This is a genomic window from uncultured Campylobacter sp., from assembly GCF_937980635.1.
In the GTDB taxonomy this organism is placed as follows: Bacteria; Campylobacterota; Campylobacteria; order Campylobacterales; family Campylobacteraceae; genus Campylobacter_B.
The window spans coordinates 14,057-30,749 of the sequence record NZ_CALJPG010000031.1 but is presented as its reverse complement, the minus strand read 5'-3'; the positions used below and the strand labels follow the sequence as shown (position 1 = coordinate 30,749).

The 16,693-nt window shown below is 47.1% G+C and carries 14 protein-coding genes; 4 read left to right on the top strand and 10 right to left on the bottom strand.

Annotated features, from left to right (window positions below; genetic code table 11):
* The first annotated feature begins 165 nt into the window (after window positions 1-165).
* Window positions 166-1,227 (top strand): YedE family putative selenium transporter, encoded by a 1,062-nt coding sequence (yedE, locus tag Q0460_RS08885; protein ID WP_299086407.1) that lies wholly within the window; start codon window positions 166-168, stop codon window positions 1,225-1,227.
* A gap of 299 nt (window positions 1,228-1,526) precedes the next feature.
* Here the strand turns inward: yedE and Q0460_RS08880 are convergent, their stop codons facing one another.
* The 6 genes from Q0460_RS08880 to Q0460_RS08855 form a co-directional block, all read right to left on the bottom strand.
* Window positions 1,527-2,429, bottom strand: a complete 903-nt coding sequence (locus tag Q0460_RS08880) for a hypothetical protein (RefSeq protein WP_299086406.1) — start codon at window positions 2,427-2,429, stop codon at window positions 1,527-1,529.
* 17 nt (window positions 2,430-2,446) lie between these two features.
* Entirely contained in the window at window positions 2,447-3,319 is an 873-nt protein-coding gene (locus Q0460_RS08875; RefSeq protein WP_299086405.1) for a hypothetical protein, read from the bottom strand.
* 62 nt (window positions 3,320-3,381) lie between these two features.
* Entirely contained in the window at window positions 3,382-5,148 is a 1,767-nt protein-coding gene (locus Q0460_RS08870; RefSeq protein ID WP_299086404.1) for a hypothetical protein, read from the bottom strand.
* A complete protein-coding gene (locus Q0460_RS08865) occupies window positions 5,132-6,253 on the bottom strand; it encodes a DNA adenine methylase (RefSeq protein WP_299086403.1) in 1,122 nt (373 codons plus the stop codon). Before Q0460_RS08865 ends, Q0460_RS08870 begins: the two co-directional genes overlap by 17 nt.
* Complete coding sequence (gene trpD, locus Q0460_RS08860; protein ID WP_299086402.1) at window positions 6,254-7,867, bottom strand: anthranilate phosphoribosyltransferase; 1,614 nt, start codon at window positions 7,865-7,867, stop codon at window positions 6,254-6,256. It lies immediately after the preceding gene.
* Window positions 7,868-8,162: 295 nt separating this feature from the next.
* Complete coding sequence (locus Q0460_RS08855; protein ID WP_299086401.1) at window positions 8,163-9,881, bottom strand: anthranilate synthase component I family protein; 1,719 nt, start codon at window positions 9,879-9,881, stop codon at window positions 8,163-8,165.
* A gap of 126 nt (window positions 9,882-10,007) precedes the next feature.
* Here Q0460_RS08855 and Q0460_RS08850 point away from each other — a divergent pair, with 126 nt between their 5' ends.
* From Q0460_RS08850 to Q0460_RS08840, 3 genes are all read left to right on the top strand, one after another.
* Window positions 10,008-10,739, top strand: coding sequence for a YaaA family protein (locus tag Q0460_RS08850; RefSeq protein ID WP_299086400.1), 732 nt, complete (start codon window positions 10,008-10,010; stop codon window positions 10,737-10,739).
* Window positions 10,740-11,641: 902 nt separating this feature from the next.
* The gene (locus Q0460_RS08845; RefSeq protein WP_299086399.1) at window positions 11,642-12,373 is read left to right on the top strand and encodes a sulfite exporter TauE/SafE family protein; all 732 of its coding nucleotides are present in this window, start codon (window positions 11,642-11,644) and stop codon (window positions 12,371-12,373) included.
* A 371-nt stretch (window positions 12,374-12,744) separates the two neighbouring features.
* On the top strand, window positions 12,745-13,125 hold the full coding sequence (locus Q0460_RS08840) for a CrcB family protein (protein ID WP_299086398.1): 381 nt from the start codon (window positions 12,745-12,747) through the stop codon (window positions 13,123-13,125).
* A gap of 578 nt (window positions 13,126-13,703) precedes the next feature.
* Here Q0460_RS08840 and Q0460_RS08835 read toward each other — a convergent pair.
* From Q0460_RS08835 to Q0460_RS08820, 4 genes are all read right to left on the bottom strand, one after another.
* Window positions 13,704-14,669, bottom strand: coding sequence for a hypothetical protein (locus Q0460_RS08835; protein WP_299086397.1), 966 nt, complete (start codon window positions 14,667-14,669; stop codon window positions 13,704-13,706).
* A gap of 29 nt (window positions 14,670-14,698) precedes the next feature.
* A complete protein-coding gene (locus Q0460_RS08830; RefSeq protein WP_299086396.1) occupies window positions 14,699-14,860 on the bottom strand; it encodes a hypothetical protein in 162 nt (53 codons plus the stop codon).
* A gap of 68 nt (window positions 14,861-14,928) precedes the next feature.
* Complete coding sequence (locus Q0460_RS08825; RefSeq protein WP_299086395.1) at window positions 14,929-15,918, bottom strand: hypothetical protein; 990 nt, start codon at window positions 15,916-15,918, stop codon at window positions 14,929-14,931.
* A 76-nt stretch (window positions 15,919-15,994) separates the two neighbouring features.
* The gene (locus Q0460_RS08820; RefSeq protein ID WP_299086394.1) at window positions 15,995-16,588 is read right to left on the bottom strand and encodes a hypothetical protein; all 594 of its coding nucleotides are present in this window, start codon (window positions 16,586-16,588) and stop codon (window positions 15,995-15,997) included.
* Window positions 16,589-16,693 lie beyond the last annotated feature (105 nt).

Genomic DNA, 16,693 nt, shown 5'->3' with positions numbered 1-16,693 from the left:
AACCCCGTTTTAACTACTTTTTAAATTCTATTTTTAGTCATTTTTAAGTATGGATAGGATTCTTGCTTTTTAAAATTTAGATCGGAATTTATTTGCTTTTTATTTTACAAAGGATAAAATCGCGCCTAAGAGATCGGTCGATCTAGATTATTTCAGGACTTTTTCATGAATAACGTTAAATGGTACATCATCGCAGGCGCCGTGCTAGGCGTGCTGGGTGCGACGCTGGTGCATTTGGGAAACCCGGGCAATATGGGCGTTTGCGTCGCTTGTTTTTTGCGCGATACCACGGGCGCGCTGGGCTTTCACCGAGCTAGCGCGGTGCAATACGTCCGACCCGAGATCATAGGGCTCGTGTTCGGCGGCTTTTTGGCAAGCGTGCTTTGGACGCGCGAGTTTGCGCCGGTTACCGGCAGCTCGCCGTTTGCGAAATTTTTCCTAGGGATTTTCGCGATGATCGGCTGCCTTGTATTTTTGGGATGTCCGTGGCGCGCGTTTTTGCGCCTAGGCGGCGGCGATTTGACTGCGCTAGCCGGGTTAGCGGGTCTGATCTGCGGCGTAGCGATCGGGTTTTTGCTTAAAAAGCGCGGCTATGAGGCGAGCAAAGAGGCAAGACTTAGCGGCGCGATCGGAATTTTGCCCGTGCTACTGGGCGCTGCGCTGCTTGCGGCTTTGGTTTTCGGACTCAAAACGGGCGAGGGCAGCGCACTTTTTATCTCCGCTAAAGGCCCCGGCGCGCAACACGCAGCGGTAGGCATCTCGCTGGCTGCGGGCATTATCGTGGGCGCCTTGATGCACAAGAGCAAATTTTGCAGCGTCGGCGCGTTCGGCAAAATTTTCAGCGGCGATTTCTCGATGTTTTGGGGCGTGCTAAGCGTCATCGTGTTTGCGAGCATCGCAAATATCGCGTTTGGGCAATACAAACTCGGCTTTGATGGCCAGCCTATCGCACATAACGATTTCGTTTGGAATTTCTTAGGCATGGTTCTCGCAGGACTTTGCTTTAGCCTCAGCGAGGGCTGCCCGGGTAAGCATCTGGTGCAGGCCGGGACGGGAAATTTAAGCTCGGGCGTCTTCGTCATCGGCATGGCGGCGGGCGCTGCGATCGCGCACAATTTCTTGCTCGCAAGTTCGGCCAAAGGTATCACCGAGTTCGCTCCTTACGCGGTTGCGATTGGTTTTGTTTTCGCGCTTTACGTGGGGATTTTTCAAAGACGTAACGCTTAAAGCTGATATTCAATCTAAGAGATCAATCGAATACATAGGCAGCGTATCTGATCAAGCTCTGGCGGCGTACTTATAAAGAAATACGCTGCTGGAGCAGAGCGCTCGCTGTAAGATTGGCGCAAGCAGCTAGAGATGGAATTTAAGAATTTGTAGCCGTATTCATAACGTGATAAAGCAAATGATAAAAATATATTCCGTGCAAGAAAGATTACGATCAATTTTTAAGAGTCGCTCCTTTAAATTTTAAAATTTAAAGGCTTTGCCGTTTGAGGCTTTTTTCATTTAAAACTCTTTAATTATTAATTAAAATCCAGCCATACGTGGCGCTCGGTCTTATCCAAATCAATGTCTTTTGTCCTCATAAAAAATTCTTTTATCCTAACGTAGTCATCCATAGTTTCTATCGTAAAGGCGATATCTTTATCCTTGCCTCGGATTATTATATTATCGTAGAATATAAATCTAAGTTGAAATTTAAAAACCAAAAAATATATAAATTTTGAGATGAATAAAAACAAAAACGTCAATATTAATATAAAAATTACTTTGGAACTACCTGTTTCTATATATTTTCTTACGCCGATAGCTAATACCAATATGCAGATCAATAAAAAAGCGATTATCGTAGTGTATGGTTCAAATTTAAAGAGAAATCTATAAAAAGCGCCTTGCCTCCTAAGCCACTCATTATCTCTTGCAAAATAGGCTCTTTGTACATCCTTAAGATCATCTAAGAATATAGTTTTTTCGGGCATTTTATTTGTATAATAAGTAACTCGATCATTATAAAATTTTACAAGTTTCTTATTGTAAAAATTTGTAAAATATTCCATTATTATAGGCAATCCGAAAAATGGAAATACTATAAAAAGCTGATTATATCTAGTTTGATTGGGTTCGTATGAATACATAAAAATCATAATCGCAAGCGTGCATACCGTAGCAAGAACTATATAAAAATTCGTCCTATCTTTGACCACCAAAGGCTCTTTATTGTAATCACTAGCGCAACTCGGATTTTGTTCAAATTTATTAGATTTTTCGTTTGTATTTATCGTAGAGTCATCCGTGAGTTTTTCAAATTTAGAATTCTTACTGTTAAAATTTTCGGCATCAAAATTCCGCCCTGAACCCTGCTCTAAATTTTGACGCCGTTCATTTAGAATTTTCTTTAGCTTCTCAAGCCTCTGTTTTTTATTCATCTTTTATTCTTTATAGTCTACACAAAAATTTGCGGCTGGATTTTATCTAAATTTTTCCCTGTTTTGAGTAGAAAATATGTCTTTAGTTCCCTGTATTCTTTACTTGTTAGTATGCTTGCTTCGATATAATTACCGTTGCTCATAAAAATAAGGCTGTCGTTACCTATGTCAAATCCCAAATTTTTCTTAAATCTAAATATGATTAAGGGCGCAAACGCCAAAAATAAGGAAATCGGCACAATTAAAATTCCATAAGAAATTTTATTTTTAAAAGTTACTACCAAAGATAAAAGGATTATCCACACGAACGCGACAAAAAATGTTGAAATTTTACCTTTTTTCGTCATTTTAAAAGTAGACGGTCCAAAGGTGCGTTTTATTGCAATTATTTCGGATAAATTTATAGAGTATAGAGTCGCCCTCTTTTTCTCTGAATAATATTCGATAACTGAATTTTTAAATTTTATATAGCAGGTGCCAAATTTATCCGAAAGTTCTAGCCAGCGTTTAACGGATCTTGGCGAGTCTTGCCTTGTTCCAAAATCTATGAAATTAAGAAAATACAGAAATGGCGAATAAAATTTAATCATCTCTATCGAGTTGTCTTTTATGATTATCGGCTCTTTGTCGTAATCCCTTGCTTGAGTTTTAAAATTTTGCGAGGGTGTATCAGCGGCGCAAGAGAGATTGCTTTGCGATTTTTGTTCAACGGCATTCGTAAAATTTTGCTCGTTGGCATTTATAGAATTTTGCCCGCAATTGCTCGCAAATTTCAGCCTACCGCCCGCCAAATTTCGCTTATCGCAATTTTTATTTTGCAAGAAATCCTTTATATTTTTATCATACCGCGTTTTGTTTATGCCAAACCTAGCAATTTGGTCATTACGCATTTGGTTCCTCCTTATACGCGCTTGATTTAGATATAACTATCGCGCGAGTTTGCACACGGAGATCAGCCTTGCGCATTTTTTAAAATTCGCAAAATTTCGCTTATCTTTTTCGGATCTTTAATGCCTCGCGCGTCCTCCACGCGGCTGTTTAGATCGATAGCGTATGGGCGCAGTGCGAGTGCCTCACGGATATTTTGCGCGCCGATGCCGCCTGCAAGAATAAAAGAGATCGCACCGTTTTTAGCAGCAGTACCATGTTTATCCGCACTATCATCTTTTGTGGCACCCAGCTTGTCCACTTCGCCGTCGTCATTTGAAGTATTTGGCGCACTCGCCTCATAGTCGCTTGCACCTTGATCATTGACGCCTTCGTTTGCGGGTCTTACACCACTCAGCCGAGCGGTAGCACACGCACTAAATTTGCACTCATCGTCATTCTTTGCGGCGCGACGATCGGCGCTCGTTTCTTGTTTTATATTGCTCGATCGAACAATATCATGTGCGCGTTCGCTCACTTCGTTACTATTAGAGGCACAGCAAACGTTACTTACTCTTTCGAGCTTTAAATTTCCGTTTTCGCTATGCTCCGCGCAGGAATTGTTGCAGTCGCCATTTTTATCGCGCTTTAAATTCCCCTCGCTATATCCGCTACAGATCGCGCTATGTTTAAGATGGCTCCTTGTGTCGCCAGCGCCTTGCATTGTGCCTGCTACGTAGTATTTTTCGTTACTTGCTGTGTCGTTTTGCGTATCGCAACGCCCGCTAGCCGAGTCGTATTTTGTGTCGTCTATGTTTTGAGTTGCGCTACCCGCGCAATATTTTTCATCACGTGGCGCGCCGTATTGTCCTTCGCAGCCAAGCCCTGCGCATAGCAACAGATCCCAGTCGAAGCTCACGCCGTTACCGCCCAGGCTCGCCCCTTTGGCGTCAAATAATATCCGATCGCAGCTCAAACCCTCAAGCGGCGGCATCTCAGCGCCGATGCTTAGCACCTGCCATGCCTCGATGCCCGCCGCGTTGAGGCGCGTTTTAAAGTCCGCGCTTATGTGTCCATAAATCTGAGCGCAGTCCAGCTCGCAAGCCTCGCAAATTTTTAAAATTTGCTCCTCGTCTAAAGCTTCCGTATCTAAAATTTCAGAATTTAGATCCTTTACTGAAGCAGGTGCGGCGCAGTTTGCGTTTAAATTTACGCTCAAATCGTCGCGCTCGTTTTCGTAAAATTTTAAGCCGCCGCTCGTGTCTGCATAAATTTTATCTTCACAAATTTCTTCGCCGCGAGTTTTGCCGCCAAAATTTTTACATTCGCACGCGGCGGCGTGTTTTTCGGAGCTCAAAGCAAAAACTCCAACGCACTTTGCGCCGTTTTCATGCGCGATACGCGCGATCTTGCGCGCTGTTTCTACGCTAACGCGGCGTTTGGAGCTTGATACGAAGATCACGCCTAAAAATTCCACGCGCGCGCCTGAGCCGTCGCCCAGATTTCGCGAATCGCTGCCAAAATTTTTATTGCAATTAGAATTTTGCTCGGACGTAAAATTTGCATGATTTTGTGCGCGGCAGGTAAAATTCTCGCCGTCCTGATTAAAATTTTGTGCGGAATTTTGGCTGTCAGAATTGAAATTTCGCGTAGAATTCTCGGCATCCGAATTAAAATTCCGCCCAGAATTTTCGCCGCAAAAATTTGGAGTTTTTATCGAGCTCTCGCTGCCTGATTGCGGTAAATTTTTGGCGTCGTTCGCTGCGTATAAAGCCGAACTGCACGCCAGCACCGCACGGGCTTCGGCGGCGCTTTTGATTCCGCAAATTTTGATCTTACTTTCGCACGACATATAAAAATTCCGTCACGTAAAGCTCGCGCGCATTTAAATTTCTGCTCGCGCGGTAGGTCGGATAGCGGATCTCTATCGTGCGCATGGAGCCGATGTGCGCGAGGTTTTTTAAAAATTCCGCTTTCGAGATAAAGCCCTCGGAATTAAAAGAGATTATTAAAAATTTCGCCGGAAATTTGGCCAGCAGCGCGAAAAATTCCTCAGCAGCGCTTGATTTTTTGTTGTACGCCGAGCGGTTCCAGTCTGCGGGGATTCCCGAGACCTTGCTAAGCTCTGCGACATTTGGGCGCTTTCCTTCGTTTATAAAATCCGTGATCAAATTTAGCATGAAATAGTTCGAGCCGTAGGGGTGCTGATTGTAGGGCGGATCAAAATACGCGACGTCAAGCTGTGAAAAGCGCTCGCGCACGCTCTGTGCAAAGCGCGCGGCATCCTCTTGAAAGACTGCGCTTTCGCAGGCGAAGCTTGAAAGCACGGGCAGGCGCAAGGAAATCTCGCCCATTATGCGAGCTAGCGCGTTTTCGCCGCTGCCGCCGAACTTGCCTACGCCCGCTTTGTCCTTGTAAAAGCCCTTAAAAACGCCGCCCGTGTTTGAGTGGATACTCGCCTCGCTAAGCAGCGGCGCGGTGAAAAAATCGCGAAATTTTTGCGGGATTTTACCAATCTGCTCGCAAAGCCCGCCCAAAATCAGGGCGTTTCGGCGCGTGTAAAAAGCGCGCTCGCCCGCCTTGATATCCAGGTCGTCCTTCGGCGCGTACAGCTCGCTAAAAAAACTCTCCTCCGGCGTAAAATTTCTTAAAATTTCGGCGTGCAGCTCGCTCAATTCTCGCCATAGCTCATCACTAAAATTTGAAAGATAGCAGGAGTTTATCGCGCGCGAGTAGCCCTCCAAGTCGTTTGCGATCACGAGGTTTGAGTGCGCTTTGGCAAGGCGCGCGACGATGCCGCTGCCGCTAAAGACGTCTGCGAAGCTGATCTTGTCCCGCCCAAGCTCCGCTTTGATTTCGCAGATCGCCCGCTCTATCGGCGCTAGCAGCGAGCGCTTATTACCCAAATAGCTAATGAGCTGCTCGCTTAAAAACTCCCTCTTTTCGCCGCTAGCCATCTAAGCTCTCGCTCCTACGTAGTTTTCGTAAAATTTCCACGTTTTGCCCGATTTGATCGCCTCTAAAATGAGCGGCTTAGCCTCCGCAGGGCTTGCCGCGACATCCGCGCAGTATAGCGCAAACATCGCATTTAGCACTACGATATCAAATTTCGGCCCGTTCAGCTCGCCTTTTAAAATTTGCTTTAAAATCTCGGCATTAGCTTCGCCGTCGCCACCTTCGATATCGCTGTGAAATACCCGAGCGAAGCCGAACTGCTCGGGATTTACGCGGTATTCTAAAATTTTGCCGTCCTTGACCTCGTGGATTAGCGTCTCGTCGCACAGACTGATTTCGTCCATGCCGTCCATACCGTGCACCACCAGAGCGTGCTTGCGCCCCAAAATCATCAACGTTTCGGCGATGAGCCCGTTTACTTCCTCCAGATAATTGCCTACGATCTGATTGCTTAGGCTTAAATTTGGATTTAGAAGCGGCCCCATTATATTAAAGACGGTGCCGATTTTTAGGCGGTTTCGCACCTCTTTGACCTCGGCGGTGATCTTGTGAAAAAACGGCGCGTGAAAAAACGCTAGCCCCGTGCGATCTAGCAGCGCCCTAATCTGCGCAAGATCGCTAAGTAGCGGCACGCCCAGAGCATCCAGAGCATCGGAGCTGCCCGATCTGCTGGTAATCGCGCGGTTGCCGTGCTTGGCGACGCGTACGCCGAAGCTTGCCGCGATAAAGGCCACGGTCGTTGAGATATTGATCGTTTTTAGCCTATCGCCGCCGGTGCCTACGATGTCAAACATCGGGCTCGGATCGTCGTAGGTGATCGAGTATTTTAAGATACTGCGCACGAGCGCCGTGAGACTGCTCGGATAGAGCGATTTTTCGCTGATCAGCACGAGTAGTCCCGCAAGCTGCACGATGTCGTAATCCTGCTCGTAAAGCGCCTTGCAAATGACGGCGTAATCGTCGCTATCTAGCGGGAAGCCCTTTTGTAGCTTCAACATAAACGGGGCGAAATTTACCACGAGTTTCTCCTTTAAAATTATCTTTTTGCCGTAATTGATGAAATTTTCGATGATCTTTTTGCCGTATTGCGTAAAAAAGCTCTCGGGATGAAATTGAATGCCGAAAACAGGCTTGCTTCGGTGCTTCATCGCCATTATAATGCCGTCATTTTCGCTCTTTGCTAAAATTTCAAACTCGCGCGGTAGCGTCGCTTCGTCCACATAAAGCGAGTGGTAGCGCATCACTTCGAATTTACGCGGCAGCCCGCTAAAAAGCACGCCGTCATTGAAAATTTCGATCACCGAGCTCTTGCCGTGAAGCGGCACCTCCAGCTGCTTTATCTCCGCGCCCGCCGCATATCCGATCGCCTGATGCCCCAAGCACACGCCTAAAATCGGCACGTCCAAATCCGCGCGCAAAATCTCTAAGCAGACGCCGCTATCTTTTGGATGATTTGGCCCCGGGCTTAGGATTATGTGCGACGGGGCAAGCTCGCGCACCCGCTCTAGCGTTATCTCGTCGTTGCGGAAGTAGCGCACCTCCTCATCGCTTAACTCCAAAATGTATTGATAAATATTAAAAACGAAGCTGTCGTAATTATCTATCATTAAAATCAAAGTTCTATCCTTTTTTATGGCGTTTGCGCCTCTTTAAAATTCTAAATAGTTTAAATTTAACCACTTTGCGGCGGACAAATCCGATGCCGCTTTAGCGTCGCTTGCGGGCTAAATTTAAGATTCCGCTCGCGGCTGCGGCATTACCGCATCTGTCGTGACGTTGCGCGCTTTACGATACCGAATGAAGCTCGCCGTTAAATTTTAACGCTCTCGCAGCGATCACGCTTTTAAATTTAGCCGAAGCGAACAGCGTGCCGAAGCAAGCGGCGCGCCCGGCTAGCTAAATTTAAAGCGTCTAAACTTCCTCACATAGCTCCTCGATAGCTTTGAGCGGGCTTTTGCGCTTTTTGCAGATCTCCGCGTATTCGCTCTTTGGCGAGCTGTCGTAAACGATACCTGCGCCCGCGCCGATAAATACGAGATTACTTAGCCCTTCGCAGCCGAAATTTTCCGCGTTAAATTTAACGGCCTCAAACCGCATCGCGCAGCTAAAGCTCGGCCCGCTTTCTAAATTTTGCGTCCCGCCGCCTGCGCAAGCTTTTAAATTTAATCTCGCATCGCGCTCGCTTGCGCGAGCCGGTAAATTTTGCGCCTCACCGCTACCATTTTGCGCCGCAGCTCCGCAAAGCTCTGTCGTCTCGGGATTTTCACCGTCGCAAAGCTCCATCGCTTGGGAATTTATCCCGCCGCAAGCAGCGTCTAAATTTAAACAGGAATTTCGTTTAAAATTCTCGTCCGAGCAGGAATTTTGCGCGTCGCGATTTACAAAGATCGCCGAGCGAATCAAGATCGCCTGCATCACGTCGCCGCTAAAGCGCCAAAACCCGATTCCGCCGCCGTATATACCGCGCTCGTAGCGCTCCAGCTCGTTTATGATCTGCATCGCGCGGATCTTCGGGCTACCGCTTAGAGTGCCCGCAGGAAAGATCGTGCCAAGCACCTCAAACGCGCTCACCCCGCGCGGCTTGCTGCCATAGACCTCGCTTACGATGTGCATCACGCTTTCGTAACGCACGACGCGCATCGCGTTTTGCACCCGCACCGAGGCTGGCGCAGCGAATTTGCCGATGTCGTTGCGAGCTAAATCGATCAGCATCCGATGCTCCGCAAGCTCCTTTTCGTCGCTTAAAAGCTCGCGCTCAAGCGCCGCGTCGGCTTCAGCATTCGCGCCTCTGCTGCGGGTGCCCGCGATGGGAGCTACAAAAATTTCGTCCTTTTTGATCTCCATAATGAGCTCGGGGCTGGAGCCCGCGACGCAGCCGTAGGGCGTCGGAAAGTGAAACATATAGGGGCTTGGATTATTCTTTTTGAGTCGCTCGTAAAACTCCAAACTGCCGAGATTCGTGCCGATTTTTAAAATTTCGCCCAGCACGACCTGAAACACGTCGCCGCTTTTTATCTTTTCTTTCGCTTCTTCGACCATCTCGCTAAAATGCGACTCCTCGGCGCCAAGATCGGTTAAAATTTTAAATTTAAGCTCTCTTTTCTGCGGCGCAGGTTTCGCCGCGTTTTGTAATTTCGAGCCGCCCTTTATCGCGGCATCCGTTCTTGCGGCGCTCTGGGGCGCAGCTCCCTCTTCGGCGGAGCTTTGCTGCGAGGCTTGCAATCTAAGCTCGCGCAGGCTTTCGTAAATTTGGGCGTCTTTGCCGTAAAAATCGTAAATTTTGCTGATTTTATCGTAATGCAGGTAGTTTGCGGCGTCGGCGTAAAAAAACGGCGGGAAGTTATACAGCGCCTGTTTTGGCGAGCCGATATTTTCGAACGCGCGCACGATGTCGTAGCCCAAAACGCCGAAAAACCCGGCAAAGCTCGCGTTTTTAAACTCGCTTGCACCCGCTTTTGCGTTTTTTACCTCATCAAATTTAAGCTTTAGCGCCTCAAAGCTCATCTTAAATCCGTCGAAATAATCGCAATCGATGCCGATGATGACCTGAGCGTCGTCCTCTGCGAGGTAGCTTTGCGGATGCGTTTTTAAAATTTCGCGGTAGTAAAAAAGCGGCTCTTCTAAAAGCATTTTCGTCCTTGGAATTTTTAGCGCCATTATACGCTGCTTAGCTTAAATTTGAGCGGGCGGCGCGAGCCTAGACGGGCTTAATGCAAGCAAAATTTTAGTAAAATGAGCAAATTTTAAGGAGAGCGTATGAAGATTTTATTTTCCCCAAGCGAGATGAAAAGCGAGCAAAGCGGCAGCACGCGCATTTGCGAGCGAAATTTCATCTTTGCAGATCTTTACGAAAAGCGCCTGCAGATGCTGCGCGCCTATGCGGATTTCGTGGATAAAGCGAGCGAGGCGGAGCTTTGCAAGCTTTTCGGGTTGAAAAAATGGGATGCATCCCTGCGCGAAAACATCTTTGAAAAAGGCTGCGCGAAGGCGCTTTTGCGCTACACCGGCACCGCGTATCGCGCCCTAGGCTACGCGTCGCTAAGCACCGGGGCGCGGGAGTTTGCGGAGCGAAACACGATAATTTTTTCAAACCTTTTCGGCCCCGTGCTGGGCGGCGACGCGCTGCCGAATTATAAGCTCAAGCAGGGCGAAAAATTTGGCGGCATAGACGCGGCGAAATTTTATCGCGATAGCTTCTCCGCTGCGCTGGATCGGTATCTGGCGGATGAGTGCGTCGTGGATCTGCGCGCGGGATTTTACGAAAAATTTTATGAGATGAAGCGCCAATATTTGAGTTTTAGTTTCATAAAAGGCGGCAAGGTGCTGAGCCACTACGCCAAGGCTTGGCGCGGCAAGGTGTTGCGCGAAATAGCCCTTGCTCGTGCCTGCAGCGAGGCGGAGGTGCTTGCGCTGCGTTTGGGCGGCGCTTCCGTGCTTGAGATCAAACAGATCGGGCTAAAAAAGGAGATCGTGCTGGAAATTTCATAAAGCGCGAAAACCGCTCGGAGAAATTTACGATAAATTTTGCAGGTTTAATGCGGATTTTGCGTAAAATTTAGCCCGGAAAATTTGCCGCGAGTTCAAAGCCCACCCCATATCCAAAGCGATTTTACCGGGAGAAATTTGCGGGCGTAATTTCAGCGCGAGGATTTTTCGGCGGCTTTTTAGTCTTTTTGCACTCTTTTGGCGAGCTTTGAACGAGCTTTTAGCGGCGAAATTTTACCGTAAGGATTTTTCAGAGCAAAATTTACGCTCTTTGAGTTCATACGCGCTTTGCATAAAATTTTACGGCGATCTGGCCGTAATTTTAAACCGATTTTATGCCGATCTTGTCGTGACTTTTGCACCGCTTTTGCGGCGATTTTTAGGATACGGAGCGCGGGAATTTTGCTGTCGTCCTCCGCATAGAAAGAATTTTGCTAGGAAACACGCACCGCGTATATATACGTGAAACGGGGCTCTGTGCGGAAAAAATTTTAACTGCAATTCACCGCAGGAATTCTGTCTAAAATTTTACTTTGCGAGATTTTGCAGTATTAAATTACGCCGTAATAAAATTTTGAGACAAAATTTTACGCTTTGAAATTCCAAAAATCCGCAAACGCAGTAAAAATACGCCGTCGCTACAAACTCTAGTAGCCCAGCGCATAAAGTTCTTAGCCGAATTTCTGCAATTAAAATTCTGTGCTCTGAAATTTCACGCTTTAAAATCCCGTAAATTTCCAAATTTCACAAATCCCACACATAAAATTTTAAACCGAAATCCCACTATCAAAATTCCCCGCCTCAAAACCCCGCAAATTTCCCGCTTTCAAATCCAAAATTCCGTAAATTTATCAAGCTTTAAATTTTAAAGCTATAAACTTCGCTTCAAATTTTAAGGATCAAAAATGCTAGAACTCCCCTTTGTCGGCGTCGTCGTGGGCTTCATATCGGGCTTTTTCGGTATCGGCGGCGGTACAGTTGTAATGCCCGTGATGATGGCTCTGGGATACGACGTCAAGACCGCCGCGGGCATCTCGGTGATGCAGATGTTCATCGTCTCGCTTTTCGGCTCATATCTGAACTACCGCGCGGGCAAGCTTCGCCTAGATAGCGGCATCGCGGTGGGGCTCGGAGGGCTGTGCGGCGCGAGCATATCGGGATTCATCGTAAAATACTCGCCAGAAATCGTGCTTGAGATCGGTCTTTTGCTGACGCTTGCGATCTCATTTCTTAAACTCTTTAGCACGAACGTAACAAGCGGCGGCAACGCCGATCCCCACGGCGCGGTGCTGTTTTTTATCGGCTTTGCTATCGGCGCGATCGCGCTTAGCATGGGCGTGGGCGGCGCGGTATTTCTGACGCCGATTTTGGTAGGATTTTTGGGCGTCGATATCAAAAGAGCGGTCTGCATGGGGCTATTTTTCATCGTTTTTGGCTCATTTAGCGCGCTTTTGAGCCTTTCGTACAACGGCCATGTGGATTACGAACGCGGCGCGCTGCTAGCCGTGGGCGGGCTTTTGGGCGTGTATTTCGGCACCTCTCAAGCTCGCCGCGCAAGGCGCGAAACGCAGAAAAAATGGCTGCTCGTCCTCTACGTCGTGCTATTTGCGCTGGCGCTAAAAAAGGTGCTACAGTAGCGCCCGCTGTAGTAGCGCTGCAGCGATTGCCGCGCTATTGTTTTGCTTTGCGATCGTTCCGCTACAAGCGCGGTTAAGCGCCTGCTACGGGCACGTCAGAGCGATTTTAAGCGTTCGCGCTGTTTTGCTACGCCGCCCTTTTGCATTATCGTCCTCTTACACTGCGCGCGTTTGATCGCCGTTTTGCGGCGGCGCGTAAAACGTCGCATTTCGCCGCACGAGTAAAATTTTAAAACAAAATTTCAAAAAGCGCGAGCAAATTTTAAAAGCTGAATTTTAACTAGCCGCGTTAAAATAGCGAAGTCACACATCTTTCGTCCTATGGAGGCGAGATAGCGAAATAAAATTTACAAATTTTAAAAGGACTTGGATTGACGAACTTGATTTTAGCAGGTCTAGGCGGCTGTGTAGGCGCGATGGCGCGAGTAGGCTTAAGCGGAGTGATTGCGCGCGCAATGGATCGCGCCGGATTTTGGAGCGCGTTTCCGATCGCTACTTTTTGCGTGAATGCGCTGGGAAGCTTGCTGATAGGGTTTTTACTCGCACTAAATTTAACGCAGAGCCTGCGGGTATTTTTTGTCGCAGGCGCGCTGGGCGGCTTTACGACATTTTCTACGTTCAGCTACGATACGCTGCAATTATTGCTGGCGCGAGAATTTGCTATGGGTGTGCTAAACGCGGTCTTAAGCGTATGCGTTTGTATGCTGTTTTGCTACGCTGGGCTGCTCGCGGGCAGAGCGCTTGCAGGCTAGCCGTGGAGCACGTGAGCTTTAAATTTAAATCGCCTCTGCGTCTGCGCTTTTAAATCAAAATTTATTTAAAATACCTGCGCTACGGAATTTTATCGCGCGCATGTGCTACAAAACTTGCGAGCGATGGCCATATAATCCCGCATACCGCGCAGTTTTGCAAAAGGGCGCGCAGTAGCTTCGGCAAAGTTCAATAGCTATCAAGACGAGCAAATCGTAAGACGAGCGAAAAGTAAAGCGAGCAAGAGGGATTGTAGCTAAATAATTGTGCTAGGCGTCGGGCAGGCGGGCAAAATCCAGATAAATTTGAAATTTGCGTGCATTCTCTGCGTATCTTGTTCACCGCAGCTTTGTGAAATTTCGCTATCTTGTGCTTAGTTATCGCGATGCCCTAAAAATTTCGCCGTCTTGGCGCGGATAAAATAAACCTAAGCCGCGCGATAAATTTTAAAAGCTCCGCGGGCAAATTTTAAAGCTTGAAGCATCGAATTTTTAAAATTCTCGCGTAAATTTTAAGAGCTAAATTAAAGCGCGTCGTAATTATGATCTTATGTGTCAAATCCTGCGGCGCTATCTTAGATTTATCGCAAGCGGCTGCGAGCCCTCTTAATTTCATTTCTGCAGATTTCATTAACCTGCTCGCCCTCGCTATTTCGCAATATAACCTCGTAGTCCGTGATTTCGCGATCTTTGTTATACCCCTTGATATATCTGAATCTCGATAAAACTATTTTAAAGGATTCCACATCGTCTAAAGAGTATTTATCACCGAGCTTGACGTAGTTAAAATTTTCGCTAGTAAGCGTATGAAAATTATTAAATTTTTGCTTTAAATTTAGCGTATAAATTGCTGTATGAGGCGTATCGTTATCGCAGCGATTAAATTCGCTTTCATCGAAGGCAAGCGCGAGGCAAATTTCATCTCCGCAGATAACCTTGATATCCTTGGCGCTGCTGTTTATACGTATGGTCTGTTGCCATCCCTCGCCAGGGATCTCAAAGATATTGCGAGCGAGCTTTTTGGCTATTTTATCTCCGACATAACCTCTGGCTTCTGGTTTATAAGCCCAACCGAGCGAGGAGTAGTTCTGCTTTTGCGGAAAATCCGCAAGCGGAGTTTGAAGCTCGCTTATAGCGTTTAAATTTTCCTCGGTGCCTTGTGGAGCCGCAAAAGAGGTGCCCCTCATAGAGTGTAGATTAAAGAAACCGATAAATTTTCTCACGACCTTATACGCCGTTTGAGAAAATATCTTGGCTTCGTTTTCAAAAAGCGAAATATCGTAGATGCCGTAGCTATAATATCCAAGCTCTCTACTTACCCACCTTTCGTCCGGCGAACGATCGATCTCGTCGTATCCATAGTAGCGCTCTGGCATATCTTTTTGTAGCAAAAAGTCGTCGCTATCGCTGTCTTTATACCTAAGCCAGACCCCAAAATCGTCCTTAATGTATAGATAATCAAAATTCGCACCCCCTGCGAATTTTTTCTCGCCTAGCCAAAATACGGGTCTTTTTTCTAGGGGCGGCAGAGCGGCGACGGGAGGCAAATTTTGTAGCTCTTTTTCAAATTTTTCATCTATATAATCGCAAGCGCTAGTGGCATACTAGGATCGCAACCCTCGGGCGTATCGGATGAAAAAAGCAAATTTAAAATCACAAATATATACAGCACAAAAAGCACGCACGCAACGCTCACGACCAAGGCGGTAATTTTTAAAATTTTTATAAAAGTTTTCATATCTAAATTTTACCTCGTTGCACTTAAAAATCGTAGAATTTCGCTTTAAATTTGAAATCCTCCGCGCATTATCTGTACGCTTCGCCTATTGCTTCGCTAAGGCTTTTTAGCAGTTCGTTCGCGGCCTCTGCTTTGTCGCGCTCGCCGCGATTTTTGCCGTTTGAAGCGCCGAGTCCCGCCCCGCTTACGCAGTCTTGCACGAAATACCACCAAAAGTACCCGCCTACGTAGTTTTTCACGTAGCGCGGCATTGTATAATATCTCCTCATCATCGCCTTTTTGCTCGCCTGCGTAGCGCCTGATGCCGTGTTTCCGCACTCGCCGATGCCGAGTTTTGAAGCGGGGAAGGCGCTTTGCAGATCGGTAAAAATTTCGCTCCAATCAGGCGCAAAGCCCTCGTTGTCGTCCTCGTAGTAACTTACGAAAAGATAATCCAGCCCATCTTTCATATCCTGCGGCACGAATTTTCGAAGCCACTCGCGCATCTGCGTTTTCTGCGCTCCGCTCGGCGTATAATACGCCGTAAGCGCCGTCTTAGCGCCATTTTTGTGGATGAGCTCGAAGGCCGCGATCATCTTAGCGGCGATGAAATTCGCATCGTCCCCGAGCCAGCCCTCGCCGTTTATTTCGTTGCCGATCTCCCAGATCTGCACATAGGGCGCGAGCGCAGCGAAGGCGTCCGCGAATCTCTTTTCGTAGCTTTTCACGCTTTTGTATGAGCTCATCTCGTAGGAGTCCACGGGGCAGGCCATCACGTACGAAACCTCGCTAAGTCGCCTAAAAAGGGGCTCGTATTCGCGCGGGCTAATTTCTTTTGACATTACGACGCGCACGGTCGGCTTTACGGGTAGGGCTTGCAGGGCGCGTACGATGCTTTGCAGCTTCGCGCCCGAAGCGTCTTGCGCGTCCTCGTACCAGCCGTCGTCGATCGTAACGCCCCAGATGAAGTCGGATTTAGAATTTTGCTTTGAAATTTTATTTGGATTTTCGCCGTAAAGCGCACCGCAAAACAGCGCTCCGCAAAATAGCGCGAGAAATATGTGTTTGAAATAGACCACGGCTTGTTCCTTGATTTTAAATTTTAAAAATTTAGCTCTTTGCTGGTCTTTCCACAATCGATCAAGCAATCAAAATTTATCTCTTGCCTCTAAGATCATAAGAATAATACGAACGAGAAAAACCCTCTACGCTGAACATAGCAAAAGCGTTAAGCGCAAGAGCCGCTAAGCTTAGTAGCACCGTAGCAGGCAGTGAAAAACGCGCCAAAAACGCATTTGCAATAGCTGCAAGTACAAGCGCGATAAAGCAATATGAAAATATCGCGACGCCGCTAGTGTCGGCAAGCTCCTGATAAAATCTATAAAAAAATAGAAACGATGCGATGAATCCCAATGCAAGTAGTATTTGAGCGATGATGCCGCCCGCTAAAAATATAAATAACAATACGCCTATAAATATTGCCGCAAAGGCGATGGCTGCGTTGCGCAAAAGACTGTGGCTTGCGATAAGCTTAGAGATATTATAAATACTAAAGATAAAAAGCACGAATGCCGCTGCGCTTAGCAATACTCCTAATCCACCGTAAATTCCTAATAGCAATAGCACTAGTTCAGCTATAGCTTTTAAGGCACAGGCTGCGATGAAGGTGTATTTGATGAGTGCTACTTCTTTTTCTTGAGGGTTTGAGGGCTGCTGGCCTTGAGTGTGGAGGTAGTCGTTTAAGTCCATGGTTACTCCTTGAAATTTATGTAGAAGTATATCTAAAAAACGAATAGGTAAAAATAAATTTCAAAATTTAGTGGCTCGCCGGCGGATATGTCGTATAAAGCAGGC

Bases quoted from the DNA above. Each gene is read 5' to 3' on its own strand.
- yedE (WP_299086407.1), top strand. From the start codon at position 166: ATGAATAACGTTAAATGGTACATCATCGCAGGCGCCGTGCTAGGCGTG.
- Q0460_RS08880 (WP_299086406.1), bottom strand. From the start codon at position 2,429: ATGAATAAAAAACAGAGGCTTGAGAAGCTAAAGAAAATTCTAAATGAA.
- Q0460_RS08875 (WP_299086405.1), bottom strand. From the start codon at position 3,319: ATGCGTAATGACCAAATTGCTAGGTTTGGCATAAACAAAACGCGGTAT.
- Q0460_RS08870 (WP_299086404.1), bottom strand. From the start codon at position 5,148: ATGTCGTGCGAAAGTAAGATCAAAATTTGCGGAATCAAAAGCGCCGCC.
- Q0460_RS08865 (WP_299086403.1), bottom strand. From the start codon at position 6,253: ATGGCTAGCGGCGAAAAGAGGGAGTTTTTAAGCGAGCAGCTCATTAGC.
- Q0460_RS08855 (WP_299086401.1), bottom strand. From the start codon at position 9,881: ATGCTTTTAGAAGAGCCGCTTTTTTACTACCGCGAAATTTTAAAAACG.
- Q0460_RS08850 (WP_299086400.1), top strand. From the start codon at position 10,008: ATGAAGATTTTATTTTCCCCAAGCGAGATGAAAAGCGAGCAAAGCGGC.
- Q0460_RS08845 (WP_299086399.1), top strand. From the start codon at position 11,642: ATGCTAGAACTCCCCTTTGTCGGCGTCGTCGTGGGCTTCATATCGGGC.
- Q0460_RS08830 (WP_299086396.1), bottom strand. From the start codon at position 14,860: ATGAAAACTTTTATAAAAATTTTAAAAATTACCGCCTTGGTCGTGAGC.
- Q0460_RS08820 (WP_299086394.1), bottom strand. From the start codon at position 16,588: ATGGACTTAAACGACTACCTCCACACTCAAGGCCAGCAGCCCTCAAAC.